The sequence below is a fragment of the Nonomuraea roseoviolacea subsp. carminata genome, assembly GCF_024172185.1.
GTDB lineage: Bacteria > Actinomycetota > Actinomycetes > Streptosporangiales > Streptosporangiaceae > Nonomuraea > Nonomuraea roseoviolacea.
Genome location: NZ_JAMZEC010000001.1, coordinates 9,557,723 through 9,577,883, shown reverse-complemented (window position 1 = coordinate 9,577,883; position 20,161 = coordinate 9,557,723). Strand labels below are relative to the sequence as shown.

Here is a 20,161-nt window from a genome sequence, read left to right as displayed (position 1 = left end):
TGTGCAAGGGAAGGCGGCCGCATGGGTGGTGGGCAAGGGTTCGGGTACGAGGGGAACCCGTTCGAGGGCATCAGCTCGATGCTGGCGAACATGGCTTGCGGGCTGAGGGTCCTGGGGTACGAGGGAGACTCGGTGGCCCTGCCGACGCTGTCGCTCGGCGCGGCGGGGGAGGGGGCCCGGTACGAGTACGGGAAGATCTGGGCCGAGCTGAGCGAGGAGTTCCGCCTCGGTGAGCGCGAGAGCTCCAGGCTGGCGGACAAGGCCAGGCAGACCGGCGCCGGCTACGCCGACGCGGACGCCGCCGGCGCGGCGATGAGCGCGAAACTGCGCCTGGTGTTCGAGGCGGTGCACCATGCGGCCAAGACGCCGCCGGTTCGGGAGGGTGAATACTTCGCCGCCGACGACGACCCCTACACCTTCGGCGGCCATCGCGACAGGCCCACCACGTGGAAGGCGATCGGCGGCGAGGTGCTCACAGGCGTCGGCGTCCTCGGGTGGGGGAAGGCCGGGTTCGCGGAGGACTCACTACGCCGTTATGAGGGTGAACAGCGCGCGCTCTTCGCCGCCGACAAGGCACGCAACATGGAGTCGGGGCTCGGCTTCGCCAACCGGGTGGAACAGGGGCAGCTCAGCCGGCTGGCCAAGTCCACCGAGCTCACCCGCCTGAACATCGCCGCCACCAGGGCGTTCTCCTGGTCGGCCATCGCCGGGGGCCTGGCCTGGTCCGTCGTCGTCGTGCCCTCCGACGAGGACATCGACCGGGCCGTCACCGGCTGGAACAGCATCGCAAACCAGTGCGCCATGCTCTTCGGCTACGACACCGGCCCGGTGCGCGAGGCCATCGCGGCCGCCTGGTCGGGAGCGGCGATGGAGGCCGCCGACGCCCGGATGGTCGAGTTCGTGGCCGCGGGGGTGCATCTGGCGGAGCGGACCCGGCGGCTCACGCAGGCCCTGGAGCAGACGGTGCGCGACCTGGACGGGGTCTTCCTGGCCGCGCTGATGTTCTCCGGCGTGAGCGCGGCGGCCATCATCCGCCTGGGGTTCGCGGCGCGGCTGAACCCCGCGCTGCGACCCTACGTCGAGTTCCTGGGCAGCAGGCTCAGCACCGTGGCCATGCTCAGCGCGAACCTGGTCCCGGTCCTGGCCGCCGCCGTCATCGCCTGGCACCGGGCCGCCGACGCGAACCGGCCCGCCAAGATCGGCGACCGCGAGGTCACCGGCTTCCGGCGGTCCTGAGTGCCCCGTGGCATGATGCCGATCATGACGGGAGGCGGGCGGTCCGATGGGTGACGGGCAGGGATTCGGGTACGCGCGGCCAGGTTTCGGCGCGGTGGCGGGGATGCTGGAGGAGTGGGCGGCCGGGCTGGGGAGCCTCGCCTATGGAGGCGACCGGGTCTCGCTGCCGACCTTGGCGCTGGGGGCGGCGGCGGAGTGGCCCGCCCGGCACGAGTACGGCAGGATCTGGGACGACCTGCGCGAGGAGTTCCTGCGCGGGCAGCGCGAGGGCACCAGGCTCGCCGAGCGGATGAGGCGGACCCTCGACGGCTACGACCACGCGGAGGACATCAACACGACCATGAGCGCGGCACTGGGCCGCGTCCTCGAGGCGGTGCGGAAGGCCCAGGAGACGCCGTCGACCTTGCCCCTCGCGCCCGAGACGAAGGACAAGTACGACCCTTACGACCTGGAGGACGAACCCTTTCCCTGGAAGACCGTCGGAGGTCCGTCGCTCGCGATGGGCGGCGGCGCCATGAGGGGGTACGCCTGGTTCGCGAATGACGCGCTCGACCGGGACGTGGGCGCTGGCCGCGCGTTCATCCAGGAACTGAGCGACGACGTCGCGTCATTCGACCGCGGCTATGCCAAGGAGTTCAGGGAGAATCGGCTCAGCCGGCTCGCCAGGACCACTGACCGCACGCGCCTGAACATCACCACCGCCAAGACGTTCTCCTGGACCGCCGTGGCCGCGGGGCTCGCGTGGTCGGCCGTGGTCGTGCCCTCGGACGAGGACGTCGATCGGGCCATCGCCGGCTGGATCGAGATCGCCGACCGGTGCGGCGCGCTGTTCGGCCACGACACCGGCCCCGTGCGCGAGGCCATCGCGGCCGCCTGGGCGGGACCGGCGATGGAGGCCGCCGACGCCCGGATCGTCGAGTTCGTCGCCGCGGGAGTCCACGTGGCCGAGCGGACCCGGCGTCTCGCCCAGGCCCTGATGCAGACGGTGCGCGACCTGGACCGGATCTTCATGGCCGCGCTGGTGTTCTCCGGCGTGAGCGCGGCGGCCATCGTGGGCCTGGGGATCGCGGCGCGGTTCAACCCGGCGCTGCGTCCCGCCGTGGAGCTCCTGGGCAGCAGACTCGGCACCGTGGCCGTGCTCAGCGCCGGCCTGGCGCCGGCCGTGGCCGCCTTCGCCGTCGCCTGGTACCGGGTCGCCGACGCGAACGCCCCGACCAGGATCGGGGACCGCGAGGTCACCGGCTTCAGGCAGTCGTGAGTCCCTTGGGACGGATCGCACCGTCCCAAGGGGCCCGGCGGGGTCAGGCGGCCGGGGTCCAGCGGGGGTCGCGGCCCAGGTAGCGCAGGAGCGCCGCCACGTCGTCGTCGCCCTCCTCGGCCGGCAGCACCGCCGCGTACGCCCCCCAGGCGCGCAGCGGCTCGACGATCCGCCGCGACACCTCCAGCAGCTCACGCGCCACCTCGCCGGTCAGCGGCGACGGCTGCCCGGTGGCGACCGCGATGTCCCAGGAGTGGACGGCGGCGTCGAGCGCGCAGGCGCCCGCGCCGAGCGACGGCTCCATCGTGTTCGGCGGCACCGGCACGGGCACCTGCTCGGCGGCGCGGTCGACGCCGGCCCAGGCCGCGGCCGAGCGGCTCAGGGCCGCCTCGGCGTACGCCTCCGGGTCGCCGGCGAGGGCGCCGGAGGGCGCGAACGGGTCCTCGGACGGGCCGGGCTCCCCGGTGAGGAACGCGGCGAAGCCGATCTGGTCGCCGGCGGCGTGCTGGAGGACCTGGGTCACGTCCCACTGGGAGCAGGGGGTGGGCAGCTGCCACGCTCCCGCGGGCACCCCGCGCACGACCTGGCGCAGCGCCTGGTGGGAGAAGTCCAGGACGTCCCAGCCGGTGTTCGTGATCTCGCTCATGTTCCGCAGCCCTTCCGTTCGCTGATGAATCCAGCATAGCAGAACGGAATGCTTTGTTCCACTACGGTTTCGCGGTGAGCAGGCGGGTCAGCACGCGGGTGCCGAACTCCAGCCCCTCCACCGGCACCCGCTCGTCCTTGCCGTGGAACATCCCGAAGTAGTCGAGGTCGGGCCGCAGCATCAGCGGCGCGAACCCGTAGCCCTCGATGCCGAGCCGGGCGAACGACTTGGCGTCCGTGCCGCCGCTCATCACGTACGGCACCGGCCGCGCCAGCGGGTCCTCGGCCACCAGCGCCCCCGCCAGCTCGTCGAAGAACGGCGACGGGAACGGCGCGGCCGGGGCGTCCTCCAGGTTCACGAACTCCCGGGTGATCTTCGGCCCGAGCAGCTCGTCGATCGTGGCCAGGAACTCCTCCTGCAGCCCCGGCAGGTAGCGGCCGTCCACGTGGGCCTCGGCCGTCGAGGGCACCACGTTCACCTTGTAGCCGGCGTCCAGCATGGTGGGGTTGGCGGAGTTGCGGATCTGCCCCTTGAACAGCAGGCCGAGCGGGCCGAGCCGGGCCGCCTCCTCGTCCAGCCGGTCCAGGTCGATCGGCTGGCCGGTGATCTCCGACAGCGCCTGGACGAGCGCCGCCACCGACGGCGTGAGCCGTACCGGCCACTGGTGGGACGCGACGCGGGACAGGGCGTGGACGAGCGTGGCGACGGGGTTGTCCACGGCGGGCCGCGAGCCGTGGCCCGCCACCCCGTGCGCGGTCAGCTTCATCCAGGCCGTGCCGCGCTCGCCCACCGCCACCGGGTACACCCGGTGCCCGCCGGAGCTGACGCTGAACCCGCCCGACTCGCTGATCGCCTGCGTGACCCCGTCGAACAGCTCGCGGTGCTCGGTGACCGCGTGCCGCGAGCCGTAGTCGCCGGTCGCCTCCTCGTCGGCGAGGAAGGCGAGCACGACGTCGCGCCGCGGCCGCTCGCCGCGCGCCCGCATGCCGAGCACGGTCGCGAGCGTCATCGCGCACGAGCCCTTCATGTCCACCGCGCCCCGGCCGTGCACGCAGCCGTCGGCGATCTCCCCGGAGAATGGGTGCGTCCGCCACTCCGCCGGGTCGGCCGGCACCACGTCGAGGTGGCCGTGGATCAGCAGCGCGTCGGGCGAGTCGCCCTCCAGGCGGGCCACGACGGTCGTGCGGCGCGGGGCCGACTCGAACACCTCCGGCTCCAGGCCCGCGTCGGCCAGCAGCGTGGCCACGTACTCGGCCGCCGGCCGCTCGCCCGAGCCCGGGTTGGTGGTGTCGAACCTGATCAGGTCCGAGCAGATCTCGGCAACGCTCTTCACGGTCTTCCTTCCAGTTTCAGCGGCGGCACCTCGGGCGTCTCGAACCCGAAGAGCAGCCCGTAGAACGCCAGCTCGGCCTCCAGCACGGAGACGATCGTCTCCTCCCGGCGCCAGCCGTGCTGCTCGCCGGGGTAGGTGAGCAGCGCCCACCGCCGGCCGTGCCGGTCCAGCTCGGCCACGAACCGCTCGGCCTGGCCGACGTCCACGATCGCGTCCTCCAGGCCGTGCAGCATGAGGCACGGCCCGGAGGCGTGCGCGGCGCGCAGCAGCGGCGAGCGCTCGGTGTAGCGGTCGCGGGTCTCGGGCAGCGGGCCGATGAGCCCGTCGAGGTAGCGCGACTCGAAGTCGTGCGTCTCGGCCGCCCAGCTCTCGGGGTCGGTGATCGCGTAGTGCGCGACGCCGCCCGCGAACACGTCGCTGTGCACCAGCGCCGCCACCGTCGTCCAGCCGCCGGCGCTGCCGCCCCGGATCGCGATCCGCGCGGCGTCGGCCCTGCCCATCGTGACCAGGCCGCGCGCCACCTTGGCGCAGTCCTCGACGTCGACCACGCCCCACTGGTGGCGCAGCCGCTCGCGGTAGGCGCGGCCGTAGCCGGTGGAGCCGCCGTAGTTGACCTCGGCCACGCCGAGGCCCCGGCTGGTGAAGTAGGCGATCTCCAGGTCGAGCACCATCGGCCTGTTGCCGGTCGGCCCGCCGTGCACGAAGATCACGTACGGGGCGGGGCCGGCGGGCGCCCCGGCCGGCGGGTAGAGGTGCGCGTGCACGCCCTCGATCGTCACCGCCTCCGGGTCGGGCAGCAGCTCGCGGGCGGGCAGCGGCTTGGGCGCCGACATCACCTCGCGCGCGCCGCGCGCCAGGTCGACGAGCACGACCTGCCGCGGGGTGTACGGCGTCGCCATCACGGCCACCGCCATGCCGCCCGCCGCCGACACGGTCGGTCCCCAGTACGTCGCCTCGCCGCCCACGTCCCGCAGCCCGCCGGTCTCCGGGTCCAGCACGGACAGCGACCAGCGGTCGGCCGTGCCGTGGACCACGACCAGCCCGGCGTCCGTGACCGCGAACCAGGACGCGCCCGGCTTCCACGGCGCGTCGCCGAACTCCTCCGCGCGCGGCGTGAGGTTGCGGTACGGGCCGCCCTCCCGGGACACCAGATGGATGTTCCACCAGCCGGTCGGGTCCGTGACGGCGTACAGGGCGTCCTCGTCGCGCCACTCCGCCTGCACCACCGACTCGGCGGGCCCGCCCGCCACCACCGTGTGCGGCCCGGCCACGCCGTCCGCGCCGAGCGGTGCGACGCACAGCTCGGTGCCGTCCCACGGCATGTTCGGATGGTCCCAGCCGATCCACGACACGTGGCCGCCGCCGGGCGACAGGCGCGGGCACATGAGGAAGTGCTGCGCCCGGACGATCACCCGCACCGGCCCGCCGGACAGCGGCACGGCGACCAGGTCGCGCTCCGTGCCGATCTCGCGCACGGCCCACACCTCGTCGCGGCCGGGCGGCAGGTAGAGGTCGGCGTAGCGGGCCGGCCCCTCCGGCGTCAGCGCCACGGGTCCGTCGTCACCCTGAGAGGCGCCGTCCAGCCGGTACAGGCGCTGGTCCGCCCAGTTCGTGAACACCAGCCCGCCGCCCGGCAGCGGCCGCCACGACCGCCCGCCGTACTCGATCACGCGGTTGCGGGCGTTCCAGCCCGCCGGGAGCGCGTCCACGCGCGAGCCGTCCGGCAGGCGCCGCACCACGCACCGCCGGCCGCCCTCGTGCGGCCGGGGCTCGTCCCACCACACCTCCACCCCGGCGGGCGTGGCGACGGCCTCCACCCACAGGGGGCCGCCGTCGGTACGGGCCACGTCGATCGGTCGAATGCTCATCTGCTCACCAGTTGCCGTCGGAAGGGGGAAGGGGGTGCCCGGGCGGATGGAGGACGTAGACGATGCCGCCGCTGCCCGAGCCCCGCAGCCACACGTTCTCGAACGCGGCCCGCGGGTAGACCCTGCGCACGTCGGCGTCGCTCGGCGCGGCCGGGTCGTTGACGACGACGTCGCCTCCGGCGGTGAAGCCGACGACGACCATGATGTGGCCCTCCGTCGAGTAGCCGGACCCCGGCAGCTCGTGGGCCTTGAACGACTGGGAGGTGACGACCGGGATCCCGGCGCGGACCAACGCCTCCAGCTCCGCCGCCGAGCGCAGCCGCGTGACGAAGCCGGTCAGCCCGTACCGGCAGGCGTAGGCGACGTTGAACGGCCAGTTGCCGGTGCCCTGGTAGCTGGTGTCGTAGGTGCCGCGGGCCGCGTGGTCCACCAGCGGAGACGGGTCGCCCTCGCCCACCCAGGCCAGGTCGCCGGCCTCCGGGCCGCGCCCCCAGTAGCCGAGCACCATCGCCACCGCGGCCGGGCCGCACCAGTTGGCGCCGCCGCCGTCCAGGTGCGGGTGGTGGCCGGCGTGCTCGTGCTGCGAGTGGCGGGGGACCTCCAGCCGCACCTCGCCCGCGCCGTCCCGGCCCGGCTCGTACGCGGCGACGATCGGGAACGGCGGCACGGCCGAGGCCATCACCCCGAGCGAGCCCACCTCCACCCCGGGCCCGCACGGCGTCACCCGGACCTGGAAGGCCACCACCGGCCGCCGCGCCACGAACGTGTCGACCGCCACGTCGCCGTCGTCGTCGCCCTGGCCGGCCACGGAGGTGCGCGGGTCGCCGTGCTCCGACCAGCGGCCCATCACATACCACTTGGTCAGGGAGCCGGCCGCCGTCCTGGCCCGCAGCTCGATCTCGACCCAGGAGCCGGGCGGGGTGCGCGCCGTCCACGACGGGACGAGCTGGGTGGCGGGGAAGCCGATCGGCACCTCGTCGCCGGTCCAGGGGGCGAGCCCGCCCGGGACGCCGTCCGCGGCCGCGAAGGACACGGCGAGGCGGCGGAAGGCGACGCGGGCCGGATCGACGGTGAGCACCAGGCCGATTGTGCTCCCCGGCCTGGTGCACCGCATCGGAAGGTTTACGTACGCGCCGGAAATGTCAGAAAAGGCGCGTTCGAGGGGGCGTCACAGGTAGAGACCGGTGGACTCGTCCGTCGCCGGGGCGGCGGGCGCCCGCCCCGAGCGCGCCGCGTACAGCTCCGCCAGCGTCGCCCCCGCGGGCCCGATCCCCTCGGAGGAGCCGAGCCAGCCGATCGCCTCCTCGCGCGTCAGCGGCCCCACCTCCAGCTGCGCCAGACAGCGGCCGGGACGGACGACGGCGGGGTGCAGGCGGGCGAGGTCCTCGTTCGTGGTGATCGCCACCAGCACGTCACGGCCCTGGCCGAGCAGCCCGTCGGTGAGGTTGAGCAGCCGCGACAGGCCCTGCCCGGTCTGCGACTTGGCCGCCGCGCTGATCAGCTCGTCGCAGTCCTCCAGCACGAGCAGCCGCCAGCGCTGCTTGTCCTCGTCGGAGTCGTAGCCGACGGCGACCTCCATGAGGTAGCCGGGGTCGTTGAACAGCCGTTCCGGATCGAGCACGCAGTCCACCTGGCACCACTCCCGCCACTGCCTGGCCAGCGAGCGCAGCAGCGTCGTCTTGCCGGTGCCGGGCGGGCCGTGCAGCAGGACGAGCCGGCCGTGCACCTCGGCCGGGGTCACCGCCATGAGCGTGGTCAGGGAGCGGCGGACCTGCGCGGAGTAGTTGCCGCTGATCTCCTCCCACGGCTGGGCCGTGATCGGCCTCTCGGAGCGGGTGCCGCCGTGCGCGCCGCGCCACCAGAAGCCCATCTCCACGTGGTCGGTCTCCGGCTCGGGCTCGACGGCGCCGTCCGTGCTCTCCTTGAGCACCGAACGGGCCAGCTCCTCCGTCACGGCGGTCACGCTCACGGTGGCGCTGCGGTTGCGGTAGCGCACGACGCGCAAGGTCCAGCCGTCACCGCAGATCAGCCGCGACTCCTGGCCGTCCTGGATCTGCGCCGTGCGCACGAGACGGCCGCCAGCCGGGCTCAGCGTGGCCTCCGGGCGGACCCGCTCCAGGTTGGCCTGGCGCGACCAGGGCTGCACCCCGGTGGCGAACGGCGACAGCGCCAGGGCGTCGATGACGTCGATCGCGTTGTCGCTGTCGTCGATCCAGATGTTCATCGGCAGGCCGGCCGACTCCGGGCTCGGGAACGGCACCTCCTTCATCACGGACATGAGGATAATGATCCATTTGCGGCCACGTCCTGTCGAAGGGTTTTGCGATATGGGATGACATCGGCGCCATAGCAATCCGTCATAGGTCCGGCACCGACGCCCTGAACAGGACATTTCGCCAGGTCATCGGTATCGCTGCGGACGGGCCGATCCACCTGTACCTTGTTGCGTCGGTCAAGTGTGCGAATGGTGGAGGTAAGACGGCGTGGCTGGGGTGAGCTTCCGTGAGCGGGCGCGCTACTGGTTCGACAACACGATGTCCAGGGGGACCGCGTCGCTCGTCGGCCTGCTGGGCGTCCTGTCGGCGACGCTCGTCGTGGCGGTCGCGGGGCTGACGCTCTGGCTGGCCCCCCACGAGCCGCAGGGCGTGGGCGGCGCGGGCGAGGTGCTGTGGATCGCGCTCATGCACGCGCTCACCCCCGGCAAGGTCGCCGGCGACAAGGGCTCCACCGCGTACATGACCGTCATGTTCGCCGGGTCCCTCGGCGGCCTGTTCATCGTCAGCATGCTCGTCGGCCTGCTGTCCAACGGGCTGATGCAGAAGGTCCACCGCCTGCGCAGGGGTCGCTCGCGCATCGTGGAGAAGGGCCACACGGTCGTGCTCGGGTGGTCCGACCAGGTGTTCACGATCGTGGGCGAGCTGGTCAAGGCGCACGCCAGCCAGTCGGGCTCGGTCATCGCCGTCCTCGCCGACCGCGACAAGCTCGACATGGAGGAGGAGATCCGCGAGCACGTCGAGCTGGGCCGCACCCGGCTGGTGTGCCGCACCGGGCGGCCCACCGAGCCGCGCGACCTCGCGCTCATGAACCTCCAGAGCGCCCGCTCCGTCGTCGTGCTGTCCCCCGACAACGAGGACCCCGACGCGCACGTGATCAAGATCCTGCTCGCGCTCGCCAAGCGGGCCGGGGCGCATCCGCCGGTCGTGGCCGCCATCGCCGCCTCCGGCAACATCCCCGCCGCCCGCCTGGCCGGCGGCGGCGAGGTCCACGTCGTCGACTCCGACGACACCGCCTCCCGGCTCATCGTCCAGTCCTCCCGCCAGTCGGGCATGTCGGTCGTCTGCATGGACCTGCTCAACTTCGACGGCGGCGAGATCTACCTGCGCTCCGGGGCCGACCTGGTCGGGCGCACGTACGGCGAGGCGCTGCACGCCTACGAGACCGCCGCCGTCATCGGCCTGCGCCGGCGCTCGGGTGTGGTGCTCAACCCGCCCATGGACACCGTCGTCACCGAGCACGACCAGGTCATCGTCATCGCCCACGACGACTCCCACATCCGGCTGGCCACCGGCGAGCCCGTCCTGGCGGAGGAGGCCGTGGTCTCGGCCCCGCCCACCGCGCTCCAGCCCGAGCGCACGCTGGTGCTCAACTGGAACGGCCGGGCCGAGCACATCGTCCGCTACCTCGACGGCTACGTCGCCCCCGGCTCGGTCCTGGAGGTCGCCGCCGACCACCCGCGGGCCGGTGAGGGCCTGACCGGGCTGACCAACCTCACGGTCCACGTCAAGGAGTGCGACTCCACCGACCGCTACCAGCTCGAAGCGCTCAACCTCGGGCTGTTCCAGCACGTCATCGTCCTGTCCGACGACCGCTTCGACCCCCACCACGCCGACACCCGCACCCTCATGACGCTGCTGCAACTGCGCGACATGCAGACCGCCCGGGGCGAGCGCTACTCGATCGTCAGCGAGATGCACGACGAGAGCAACCGCGTGCTGGCCGAGGTCACCGAGGCCGACGACATCGTCATCAGCGACACCGTCATCGGCCTGCTCCTCGCCCAGCTCGCCGAGAACCGCCACCTGGCCGACGTCTTCAGCTACCTGTTCGACTCGCACGGCTCCGAGATCTATCCCCGGCCCGCGGGCGACTACGTGAAGACGGGCACGGAGGTGACGTTCTCGACGGTCGTCGAGGCGGCGCGGCGGCGCGGGGAGACGGCGATCGGCTACCGCCACGCGGCCGAGCGCAACACGCCGCCGCACTACGGCATCGTGCTCAACCCGGCGAAGTCGCAGCAGGTGCGGTTCGCCGAGGGCGACTCGGTCATCGTCCTCGCCGAACGCTGACCCGCCCGGCCCGCCCGCCTGCTTCGCCCCTCACCCGCGCCACCCTGCCCGCTCCCCGGCCTCCTTCATCGCCCACCTTCCCCGCCCGGCCGCCCGTCCTTCCGCCTCGCCCGGCGGGACGGAAGGACGGGCGGCCGGGCGGCCGGGGATCGCGCGCCGTGCGTCCATGGCGAGACAGGGAGACGCGCCGCACGAGTGGCGGATCGACCGGCGTCGGTTACGGTGCGGTGGTGAGGACCATTGACTGGGTGGACGGCGCGGTCGAGCTGATCGACCAGACGCGGCTGCCCGACGAGTGCGTCACGCTCCGGATCACCACCGTGGACGAGCTGGTCGACGCGATCCGGCGGCTGGCCGTGCGCGGCGCGCCCGCGCTGGGCGTGGCCGGCGCGCTCGGCGTCGTGCTGTCGGGCGGCGACCCGGACGCCGTCGCCCGGCTGCGCGCGGCCCGGCCCACGGCCGTCAACCTCGCCTGGGGCGTGGACCAGGCCGCCGCCTGGCTGCCGGAGGGCCGCGCGGCCGTCCTGGAGGCCGCCCTGCGCATCCGCGACGAGGACATCGCGGCCTGCCTGGCGATGGGGGAGCGCGGAGCCGACCTCCTCACCTCGGGCGCGCTCGCCTCGAAGGCGCCCACCTCGGGCGCGTTCGCCTCGGAGGCGTCCACCTCGGGCGCGTTCGCCTCGGACCTCCCCGCCGTGGACCTCCCCGACCTGCTCGCCCCGGCCGGTCGCGGGCTGCGGATCATGACGATCTGCAACACCGGCGGGCTCGCGGCCGTGGAGCGGGGCACGGCGCTCGGCGTCGCGCAGACGCTGCACGAGCGTGGCCTGCTGGCCGAGGTGCTCGCGCTGGAGACCCGGCCGCTGCTCCAGGGCGCCCGGCTGACCGCCTGGGAGCTGGCCCGCATGGGCGCGCCGCACCGGCTGGTCGCCGACGGCGCGGGCCCGTACCTGCTGGCGAGGGGCGGGGTGGACGCGGTGCTCGTGGGCGCCGACCGCATCGCCGCCAACGGCGACACCGCCAACAAGATCGGCACGTACGCCCTGGCGCTGGGCGCGGCGCGGGCCGGTGTGCCGTTCCTGGTGGTCGCGCCCGAGACGACCATCGACGTCGCGACCCCCACGGGCGCCGGGATCGAGATCGAGGACCGGGGCGCCGAGGAGATCGTGACGCTGCGCGGGACACGGCTGGCCCCGGAGGGCACGGACGCGGTCAACCCGGCCTTCGACGTGACCCCGCACGACCTGATCACCGCCATCGTCACCGACAAGCGAGTGATCCGTCCGTAAAGCGAATAATCGTCAATTAACTGATCTGTCCGGATAGGGCGCGTTACGCTCGGTTGCCGTACATTCGACCCTCCGGAGAGACGCAACGGTGGCCATCGACCTCATTACCCGACGTGACTGGGGTGCCCGCGCACCCCGTGGAAGCTACACCCAGCTCGCCTCCACGAAGGGGGTGAAAGTTCACTACACGGGTGGTCTGGTCAATCCCGGCATCGTCGGCGACCACAACGGCTGCGTGTCGCTGGTGCAGTCGATCCAGCGCGGACACCAGGACGGCAACGGCTGGCTGGACATCGGGTACTCGTTCGTGGCGTGCCCGCACCGCAAGGTGTTCGAGGGACGGGGGCTGCACCACCTGCCCGCCGCCAACGGCCCCGGCCTCAACTCCGGGCACTACGCCGTGCTCGGCCTCGTCGGCAACGCCGGGCTGGTGGAGCCGCCCGACGGCGTGCTGCACGCCATCCTCGACGCCGTCGCGTACGTCCGCGAGCACGGCGACGCCGGCCCGGAGATCAAGGGCCACCGCGACGGGTACGCGACGGACTGCCCCGGCGAGCCGCTGTACGCGTGGGTGCGCAGGGGAGCGCCCCGGCCGGGCGGCGACGGCGGCGGCGACCCGGGCAACGGGGAGGGCGGCGGCGAGCCGGAGGCGCCGCCGTTCCCCGGCTGGCTGCTGCGCTACCCGCCGGTGACCCGCGGGGAGGACGTGCGCACCTGGCAGCGGCAGATGAAGGCGCGCGGGTGGGACCTGGACGCGGACGGCGCGTACGGGGCGCAGTCGCGCGACGTCTGCCGCCGCTTCCAGCGCCAGCAGGGGGTGGACGACGACGGCGTCGTCGGGCCCGTCACCTGGCGCCTCGCCTGGGAGGCCCCTCCCTCCTGACGGGCCGGCTCTCCTGACGGATCGGCCAGGACGACACGCGGGGGAGCCCTCCGGCGGGCCGGGCGCATCGTGGTGGTTCGGCTGAGGGACCCCTGGGGTTACCCGGTTCGCGGCCTTCCGCCTACTATCCGAATCATGGACCTGGCAGCCGGCTTCCCCGCGACCACCCGCGACGAGTGGCGGGCGCTCGCGCTCGCCGTCCTGCGCAAGGCGGGCACGGAGACCGGCGACGCCGAGGAGGCCCTGTCCAGCCCCACGTACGACGGGGTGACGCTCGCCCCGCTCTACGACGCCGACGACCTGCCCGCCGCGCCGCCCTTCGACCGGGCCGAGCACGCGGCCCGGGCGGCCGGCGGCTGGGACGTGCGGCAGCGCCACGCCGTCGCCGACCCCGAGGCCGTCCTGGCCGACCTGGAGAACGGCGTCACCTCGCTCTGGCTCGTCGTGGGCGACGGCGCGATCGCCCCCGGCGAGCTGGGCCGGGTGCTGAAGGACGTCTACCTCGACCTCGCGCCGATCACCCTCCAGGCCGGCCGCCGCACCGCCGAGGCGGCCGAGACGCTGCTCGCCCTCGCCGCCGGGCGCGGCACCCCCGCCCGGGGCAACCTCGGCGCCGGCGCGGGCGACCGGGACACCGCCGTGCGGCTCGCCCTGCGCTGCGCCGCCGAGCACCCGGGCCTGCGGGCGATCACCGTGGACGCCACGCCGTACCACGACGCCGGGGGCGGCGACGCCGACGAGCTCGGCTGCTCGATCGCGCTGGGCGTCGGCCACCTGCGCGCCCTCACCGACGCCGGGCTCGGCGTCGAGGAGGCGTTCGGGCAGCTGGAGTTCCGCTACGCCGCGACCGACGACCAGTTCGCCACCGTCGCCAAGCTGCGGGCCGCGCGCCGGCTGTGGACGCGGGTCGCCGAGCTGTGCGGCGTCGGGACGGGCGTCACGGGGGTCCCCGGCGTCCGGGCCGGCGTGGGCGCCGCCGGGCCGCCCGGGGCGCAGCTCCAGCACGCGGTGACGAGCTCGGCGATGATGACCGCGCGCGACCCGTACGTGAACATGCTCCGCGTCACCGTGGCCTGCTTCGCCGCCGGGGTGGGCGGCGCCGACGCGGTGACCGCGCAGCCGTTCGACGCCTGCCTCGGCCGGCCGGACGCGTTCTCCCGGCGCATCGCCCGCAACACGCAGGCGCTGCTGCTGGAGGAGGCCGGCCTCGGCCGGGTGGCCGACCCGGCGGGCGGGTCCTTCTACGTCGAGCGGCGCACGGCCGACCTGGCCGAGCGGGCCTGGGAGTGGTTCCAGGAGATCGAGGCGGCGGGCGGCATCGGCCGGGCGGCCGGCCTGGTGTCCGCGCGCGTCGCCGCGACCCGGGAGCGCCGCGCCGCCGACGTCGCGCACCGCCGCTTCCCGATCACGGGCGTGAGCGAGTACCCCGACCCCGGTGAGAAGCCGCCGCGCCGCCCCCGCGAGAGCGGCCCCTGGCTCGCCTCCGCCGCCCACGACACCGACGGGGGGCTGCCGGTCATCCGGTACGCCCAGGAGTACGAGGAGCTGCGCGACCTGGCCGACGCGCTGCCCGAACGCCCCAAGGTCTTCCTCGCCACGATCGGCCCCGTCGCCGCCCACTCGGCCCGCGCCGCGTTCGCCGCCAACCTCTTCCACGCCGGCGGGCTGGCCACCGAGACCGCCGGACCGGGCGCCGACCCCGACCAGATCGCCACCGCGTTCGCCGTCAGCGGCACCACCGTCGCCTGCCTGTGCTCGACCGACCGCCTGTACGCCCAGCACGCCGAGGCCGTCGCCACGGCGCTCAGGAAGGCGGGCGCGCGGCTGGTCTGGCTGGCCGGGAAGGGGTCCTACGACGGCGTGGACGCCTGCCTCCACACCGGGTGCGACGCGCTCGGCGTGCTCCGCACGACCTTCGAGGCCCTGGAGGTGGCCCGATGATCCCCGACTTCACCGGTGTGCCGCTGGAGGGCAAGGCCCGCCCCGACGCCTCCCCGCAGACGGCGGGCGCCGCGTGGGAGACGCCCGAGGGCATCGGCGTCAAGCCGCTCTACACGGCCGCCGACCTCGACGGCCTCGACTTCCTGCGCACCTACCCGGGCGCGGCGCCGTACCTGCGCGGCCCGTACCCCACCATGTACGTCAACCAGCCGTGGACCATCCGCCAGTACGCCGGCTTCTCCACGGCCGAAGACTCCAACGCCTTCTACCGGCGCAACCTCGCCGCCGGGCAGAAGGGCCTGTCGGTGGCCTTCGACCTGGCCACGCACCGCGGCTACGACTCCGACCACCCGCGCGTCCAGGGCGACGTGGGCATGGCCGGGGTGGCGATCGACTCGATCTACGACATGCGGCAGCTCTTCGACGGGATCCCGCTGGACCGCATGTCGGTGTCGATGACCATGAACGGGGCGGTGCTGCCCGTCCTGGCGCTCTACATCGTGGCCGCCGAGGAGCAGGGGGTGGAGCCGGAGCAGCTCGCCGGGACCATCCAGAACGACATCCTCAAGGAGTTCATGGTCCGCAACACCTACATCTACCCGCCGGCCCCCTCCATGCGGATCATCTCCGACATCTTCGCCTACACCAGCGAGAAGATGCCGAAGTTCAACTCGATCAGCATCTCCGGCTACCACATCCAGGAGGCCGGGGCCACGTGCGACCTGGAGCTGGCGTACACGCTGGCCGACGGCGTCGAGTACCTGCGGGCCGGGGTCGCGGCGGGCATGGACGTCGACCGGTTCGCGCCCCGCCTGTCGTTCTTCTGGTGCATCGGCATGAACTTCTTCATGGAGGTCGCCAAGCTGCGCGCCGCCCGGCTGCTCTGGGCGAAGCTCGTGGCCGGGTTCGGGGCGAAGAACCCCAAGTCGCTGTCGCTGCGTACGCACTGCCAGACCTCGGGCTGGTCGCTGACCGCGCAGGACGTCTTCGTCAACGTCGCCCGCACCTGCGTCGAGGCCATGGCCGCCACGCAGGGCCACACGCAGTCGCTGCACACCAACGCGCTGGACGAGGCGCTCGCGCTGCCCACCGACTTCTCCGCCCGGATCGCCCGCAACACCCAGATCCTCCTCCAGCAGGAGTCCGGCACGACCCAGGTCATCGACCCGTGGGGCGGCTCCTCGTACGTGGAGCGCCTCACCCACGACCTCGCCGCGCGCGCCTGGGCGCACATCGAGGAGGTCGAGGCCGCGGGCGGCATGGCCCGCGCCATCGAGGCGGGCCTGCCGAAGCTGCGCATCGAGGAGGCCGCGGCCCGCACCCAGGCCCGCATCGACTCGGGCCGCCAGCCGGTCATCGGCGTCAACAAGTACCGCCCCGACGCCGACGAGCCGATCGAGGTGCTCAAGGTCGACAACAGCGCCGTACGGGCCAGCCAGCTCGACAAGCTGCGCCGGCTGCGGGCCGAACGCGACCCCGACGCGGTGGACCGGGCGCTGGAGGCGCTGACCAAGGCCGCCGCCGACCCCGAGCCCGGCCTCGACCACAACCTGCTCAAGCTGGCCGTGGACGCCGCCCGCGCGAAGGCGACCGTGGGCGAGATCTCCGACGCGCTGGAGCGGGTGTTCGGCCGGCACGCCGGTCAGATCCGTACCATTTCCGGCGTGTACCGCGACGAGGCAGGCCCGGGGGCGAACATCGAGCGGGTGCGGCAGGCGTGCGCCGACTTCGAGCGCGCCGAGGGCCGCCGCCCCCGCATCCTGGTGGCCAAGATGGGCCAGGACGGCCACGACCGGGGCCAGAAGGTGATCGCCACGGCCTTCGCCGACCTGGGCTTCGACGTGGACGTCGGCCCGCTGTTCCAGACGCCGGAGGAGGTGGCGCGCCAGGCGGTGGAGGCCGACGTGCACGTCGTCGGCGTGTCGTCGCTGGCGGCGGGCCACCTGACGCTGGTGCCCGCGCTCCGGCGGGCGCTGGCCGACCTGGACGCGTCCGACATCATGATCGTGGTGGGCGGGGTGATCCCGCCGGACGACTTCGCCGAGCTGCGCGCCGCCGGGGCCGCCGCGATCTTCCCGCCGGGCACGGTGATCGCCGACGCGGCCCTCGACCTGCTGCGCGACCTCCAGGAGCGCCACGGCTGACGCCCGGACCGGCGGCGTTCCCGTGCCACGGGGCGCCGCCCGGCCCCGGTGGTCAGCCGCTGTAGGAGATCCAGCCGTACTCGTACTGGGTCCAGCCGTTCTCGTCCCCGCTGTGCCTGCGGCCCGTCATCACCTGGTTGGTGCCGGCCATCGAGGAGTGGTTGTTCTCCCTGACCCAGGCTTCGAGCTGCCTGGGCGTGATCTGCACCGCCTTGCCCTGCCAGAACAGCGCGCCACTGTAGTAGATGGTGTCGCCGTTCTCGTCACCGTCGTGCCGGATGCCGGTGATGGCCTGGTTCGCCGGGGTGTGGTAGTCGTGGTTGTTCTCGTCCGTCTTGGTGCCCCAGATGTCCAACCGGAGCACCGTGACCTGGACGTCGTCGATGTAGATGCGGCCGCACGAGAACGTGGTGTCGCCGTTCTCGTCGCCCCGGTGCCCGCGGCCGATCAGCACCTCGTTCGTCGGGCAGATGAACTTGCTGTTCGACTGTTTCAGCGTCGTGACCTGTCCCGGACGGATCTCGATCGTGGCGGCCGAGGCCGGGCCGGCGGGGACCAGGGTGAGAGCGGCGACGGCCGCCGCCGCCAGCGCGGCCGGCAGAGACTTCTTCAGCATGTGCGTGTCCTTCGAGGAGAGCCTGCGGCGAACGGGACTCATGGTCGCCGTCGCCGGAGGCACCCGTCGTCCGCCTGCGGGGTGAGCGCGGGTCCGCCTCTACGGTGATCCACCCGCGCCGCAGCGCCTCCCGCCGCCTCAGGACTGACAGAACGTGAGCGAGAGCGTGCGCTGACGGGGGACCGGGGTGGTGATCCTGAACGTGACGAGGTGGGTGGCGCCGTCGGCCGTCAGGGGGCGGGGGGCGTTCACGACCAGCCGGCCGTTCTCCTCGACGACCGTGGAGCCGCGGCCGGTGGTCCGGCCGTCCACCGTCCACACGTAGCCGAACGGGAGCCGCTCGCCGCCGCGCTCCACCTGCGCGGCGAGCGTGACCTGGTCGCCGGCCCAGCAGGTGCCGTTCCTGGTGCCGAGGGCGCGCACGGACGCGAGCCTGAGCCGTCCCGTGACCGGCCCGGCGGTGGGGGAGGCGGTGCCGTCGGGGTCGGCGGAGCGCGTGGCGGCCGGGTCCGCGGAGCCGTGGTCGGCCGGGGCGGGGGTTCGGGTCCGGGTGGGCCGCTTGCGCGACGGGGTCGGCGACGCGCTGGGGGAGGCGCCGGAGGAGGCGCTGACCAGGCTCTGCGACTTCGGCTGCGGGGAGGAGGGGGTCAGCCACACGATGGCGCCGCCGAGGGCGACCGCGGTGAGACCGGAGACGACGGCGATGACCACCTTCTTGCCGCGCCGCCCACGCGGCTTCGCTCGGGCGGGCTCACCGGCGGGGGTCTCGTCCCACTGCTCCGGCCCGGCGGGCGCGGGCCGCGCCTCACCGCCCGTCCACGCCTCGGCCGCCGGGGGCCGCGTGTCGTCGCGCGCCCACGGCTCGGGCCGCGCCCCGTCCTGACGCCGGACGTCGTCAGGACGCTCGACCGGCGGCCACACCTGCTCACCACGCGCTGAGCCACCCGCGCCCGGGGGGAAGGTCCGCTCGTCGAACGCCTCACGACCCCCCGCACCGGGAGTGAAGGCGCGCTCGTCGAACGCCTCACGACCGCCCGCGCCCGGGGGGAAGGTCCGCTCGTCGAACGCCTCACGACCCCCCGCACCGGGGGTGAAGGCGCGCTCGTCGAACGCCTCACGACCGCCCGCGTTCTGGGAGAGCGCGCCCGAGTCGGGCGTGTGCCCCGCCGGTGTGCCCGGCCCGGCTGCCGCACCCGGACCGGGCATGCCCGGTCCGAACGCCTGCACCTCGAAGACCTGCTCCTCGTACGGCTCACGGTTGCCCGCGCCCGGGCCGAACGTGCCCGAGTCGAACGTCTGCCCGTCGGCCGCCGCGCCGGGCCCGCCCGCCACCATGCCGGGCCCGCCCGCGCCCCGTCCTGACGTTCCGTCCTCGAACGCCCACTCGTCGTCCGCCTCACGGCCGCCCACGCCTGCGCCACTCGTGCCGAACGTCCCAGGGCCGGGAGACGGTGGCGCGGCGGTGGGCTGGGGCGTGTCGTAGTCGTAGGAGTCCTCCCAGCCCCCGGCGGCGGGCGGCCAGGTGGCGCCGCGCGGTCCCGTCACGGGCCGGACCGGGTCCGTGGACTGCGGGACAGGTTCCTGCCAGGCCGCCGACCGCGGCGCCGTGTGCCACTGCTCCGCAGCGCCCTCGGCGCCCGGCCGGTCGGACCGCGACGGCGCGGGGGAGCGGTCCTGGAAGACCGGAGCGGCATGCGGCGCGGCCGGGGAGGAGAAGTCGTGCGGCGGCGTCGCGGACGGCACGCTCCCGGACGGTGCCGGGGACGCCGGGGCGCCGAGCAGGTGAAGCAGCACCTCGTGCATGGCGGGACGCGCCGCCGGGTCCTTGGCCAGGCAACGGGTCACCGCCGCACGCAGCGCCTGCGGCAGTTCCCCGAGCCGCGGCTCGGCCCGCAGGATCCGGTTGATCACCGCTGGCAGCGAGTCGTCGCCGAACGGCGGCGTCCCCGTGGCCGCGAAGACGATCACCGAGCCCCACGCGAACACGTCGGCCGCCGGCCCCACCGCCTGCCCCGCGAGCTGTTCGGGCGCCATGTACGCCGGAGTGCCCACGACGTTGCTCGTGGCCGAGAGCTTGGAGTCGAGCGCCCCCGTCACGCCGAACCCGATCACGCGCGGCCCGCCCGACCCCAGCAGCACGCCGGCCGGCTTGAAGTCGCGGTGCGCGAGCCCCGCCCGGTGGATCGCCGCGAGCGCCGTGGCGGTCCCGACGGCCAGCCGCTGGAGCTCCGCGCCGGTCCGGCGTCCCGCCTGCTGCAACGACGGCCCGTCCACGTACTCGCTCACGACGTACGGCCGCCCGCTGACGGAGGCGTCGAGCACCTGGGCGACGTTGACCGGCTCGACCTGGCGGGCGGCGGCCAGCTCGCGGGCCAGGCGGTCGCCGCCGGCCAGCCCCTCGTGCAGGACCTTGACCGCCACCGGCGCCCCGTTCGGCGCCTTGGCGAGATAGACGACGCCTTGGGAGCCGGCGCCGAGGCGGCCGGCGAGCCGGTAGGGCCCCACCGCTGCCGGGTCGCCCTCGCGCAGGGGTTCGACGTGGGGCATGAGGGGAGTGACTCCTGTGACGGATGGGACGACTACGCTCTGCACCTTAGCGTC

General features: G+C 74.0%; 14 protein-coding genes. 7 read left to right on the top strand and 7 right to left on the bottom strand.

Annotated elements, in window-relative coordinates; translation table 11 throughout:
- Positions 1-21: 21 nt before the first annotated feature.
- Both HD595_RS44635 and HD595_RS44630 read left to right on the top strand, forming a co-directional pair.
- Positions 22-1,236: a hypothetical protein gene (locus HD595_RS44635; RefSeq protein ID WP_253780643.1), complete on the top strand. Its 1,215-nt coding sequence runs from the start codon at positions 22-24 to the stop codon at positions 1,234-1,236.
- A 46-nt stretch (positions 1,237-1,282) separates the two neighbouring features.
- A complete protein-coding gene (locus HD595_RS44630; protein ID WP_253780641.1) occupies positions 1,283-2,494 on the top strand; it encodes a hypothetical protein in 1,212 nt (403 codons plus the stop codon).
- 43 nt (positions 2,495-2,537) lie between these two features.
- Here the strand turns inward: HD595_RS44630 and HD595_RS44625 are convergent, their stop codons facing one another.
- The 5 genes from HD595_RS44625 to HD595_RS44605 all read right to left on the bottom strand — a co-directional run bounded on the left by HD595_RS44625 (position 2,538) and on the right by HD595_RS44605 (position 8,619).
- Entirely contained in the window at positions 2,538-3,140 is a 603-nt protein-coding gene (locus HD595_RS44625; RefSeq protein WP_253780639.1) for a TIGR03086 family metal-binding protein, read from the bottom strand.
- Between the two features lie 61 nt (positions 3,141-3,201).
- Complete coding sequence (locus HD595_RS44620) at positions 3,202-4,473, bottom strand: M20/M25/M40 family metallo-hydrolase (protein WP_253780637.1); 1,272 nt, start codon at positions 4,471-4,473, stop codon at positions 3,202-3,204.
- Positions 4,470-6,341 (bottom strand): S9 family peptidase, encoded by a 1,872-nt coding sequence (locus HD595_RS44615; RefSeq protein ID WP_253780635.1) that lies wholly within the window; start codon positions 6,339-6,341, stop codon positions 4,470-4,472. The genes HD595_RS44620 and HD595_RS44615 overlap by 4 nt, the downstream gene beginning before the upstream one ends.
- A gap of 4 nt (positions 6,342-6,345) precedes the next feature.
- Complete coding sequence (locus HD595_RS44610; protein ID WP_253780633.1) at positions 6,346-7,419, bottom strand: C39 family peptidase; 1,074 nt, start codon at positions 7,417-7,419, stop codon at positions 6,346-6,348.
- A 90-nt stretch (positions 7,420-7,509) separates the two neighbouring features.
- Positions 7,510-8,619 carry a DUF5925 domain-containing protein gene (locus HD595_RS44605; protein ID WP_253780631.1) on the bottom strand — a complete coding sequence of 370 codons (1,110 nt, stop codon included), beginning with the start codon at positions 8,617-8,619 and terminating at the stop codon, positions 7,510-7,512.
- Positions 8,620-8,824: 205 nt separating this feature from the next.
- Here HD595_RS44605 and HD595_RS44600 point away from each other — a divergent pair, with 205 nt between their 5' ends.
- The 5 genes from HD595_RS44600 to scpA all read left to right on the top strand — a co-directional run bounded on the left by HD595_RS44600 (position 8,825) and on the right by scpA (position 16,944).
- A complete protein-coding gene (locus HD595_RS44600; protein WP_253780629.1) occupies positions 8,825-10,687 on the top strand; it encodes a CASTOR/POLLUX-related putative ion channel in 1,863 nt (620 codons plus the stop codon).
- Between the two features lie 230 nt (positions 10,688-10,917).
- Entirely contained in the window at positions 10,918-11,976 is a 1,059-nt protein-coding gene (locus HD595_RS44595) for an S-methyl-5-thioribose-1-phosphate isomerase (RefSeq protein WP_253780626.1), read from the top strand.
- Positions 11,977-12,148: 172 nt separating this feature from the next.
- A complete protein-coding gene (locus HD595_RS44590; RefSeq protein WP_253780623.1) occupies positions 12,149-12,859 on the top strand; it encodes a peptidoglycan recognition protein family protein in 711 nt (236 codons plus the stop codon).
- A gap of 135 nt (positions 12,860-12,994) precedes the next feature.
- A complete protein-coding gene (locus HD595_RS44585) occupies positions 12,995-14,800 on the top strand; it encodes a methylmalonyl-CoA mutase subunit beta (protein WP_253780620.1) in 1,806 nt (601 codons plus the stop codon).
- Positions 14,797-16,944: a methylmalonyl-CoA mutase gene (gene scpA / locus HD595_RS44580; RefSeq protein ID WP_253780617.1), complete on the top strand. Its 2,148-nt coding sequence runs from the start codon at positions 14,797-14,799 to the stop codon at positions 16,942-16,944. Before HD595_RS44585 ends, scpA begins: the two co-directional genes overlap by 4 nt.
- 52 nt (positions 16,945-16,996) lie before the next feature.
- On the opposite strand, the gene HD595_RS44575 is transcribed toward scpA, so the two are convergent.
- Both HD595_RS44575 and HD595_RS44570 read right to left on the bottom strand, forming a co-directional pair.
- Entirely contained in the window at positions 16,997-17,560 is a 564-nt protein-coding gene (locus HD595_RS44575) for a hypothetical protein (RefSeq protein WP_253780615.1), read from the bottom strand.
- Positions 17,561-17,698: 138 nt separating this feature from the next.
- The gene (locus HD595_RS44570; RefSeq protein WP_253780613.1) at positions 17,699-20,107 is read right to left on the bottom strand and encodes a serine/threonine-protein kinase; all 2,409 of its coding nucleotides are present in this window, start codon (positions 20,105-20,107) and stop codon (positions 17,699-17,701) included.
- Positions 20,108-20,161 lie beyond the last annotated feature (54 nt).

Excerpts from the sequence above, each read along its gene's own strand:
- HD595_RS44635 (WP_253780643.1), top strand. The coding sequence starts at position 22 with ATGGGTGGTGGGCAAGGGTTCGGGTACGAGGGGAACCCGTTCGAGGGC.
- HD595_RS44630 (WP_253780641.1), top strand. The coding sequence starts at position 1,283 with ATGGGTGACGGGCAGGGATTCGGGTACGCGCGGCCAGGTTTCGGCGCG.
- HD595_RS44625 (WP_253780639.1), bottom strand. The coding sequence starts at position 3,140 with ATGAGCGAGATCACGAACACCGGCTGGGACGTCCTGGACTTCTCCCAC.
- HD595_RS44615 (WP_253780635.1), bottom strand. The coding sequence starts at position 6,341 with ATGAGCATTCGACCGATCGACGTGGCCCGTACCGACGGCGGCCCCCTG.
- HD595_RS44605 (WP_253780631.1), bottom strand. The coding sequence starts at position 8,619 with ATGTCCGTGATGAAGGAGGTGCCGTTCCCGAGCCCGGAGTCGGCCGGC.
- HD595_RS44585 (WP_253780620.1), top strand. The coding sequence starts at position 12,995 with ATGGACCTGGCAGCCGGCTTCCCCGCGACCACCCGCGACGAGTGGCGG.
- scpA (WP_253780617.1), top strand. The coding sequence starts at position 14,797 with ATGATCCCCGACTTCACCGGTGTGCCGCTGGAGGGCAAGGCCCGCCCC.
- HD595_RS44575 (WP_253780615.1), bottom strand. The coding sequence starts at position 17,560 with ATGCTGAAGAAGTCTCTGCCGGCCGCGCTGGCGGCGGCGGCCGTCGCC.
- HD595_RS44570 (WP_253780613.1), bottom strand. The coding sequence starts at position 20,107 with ATGCCCCACGTCGAACCCCTGCGCGAGGGCGACCCGGCAGCGGTGGGG.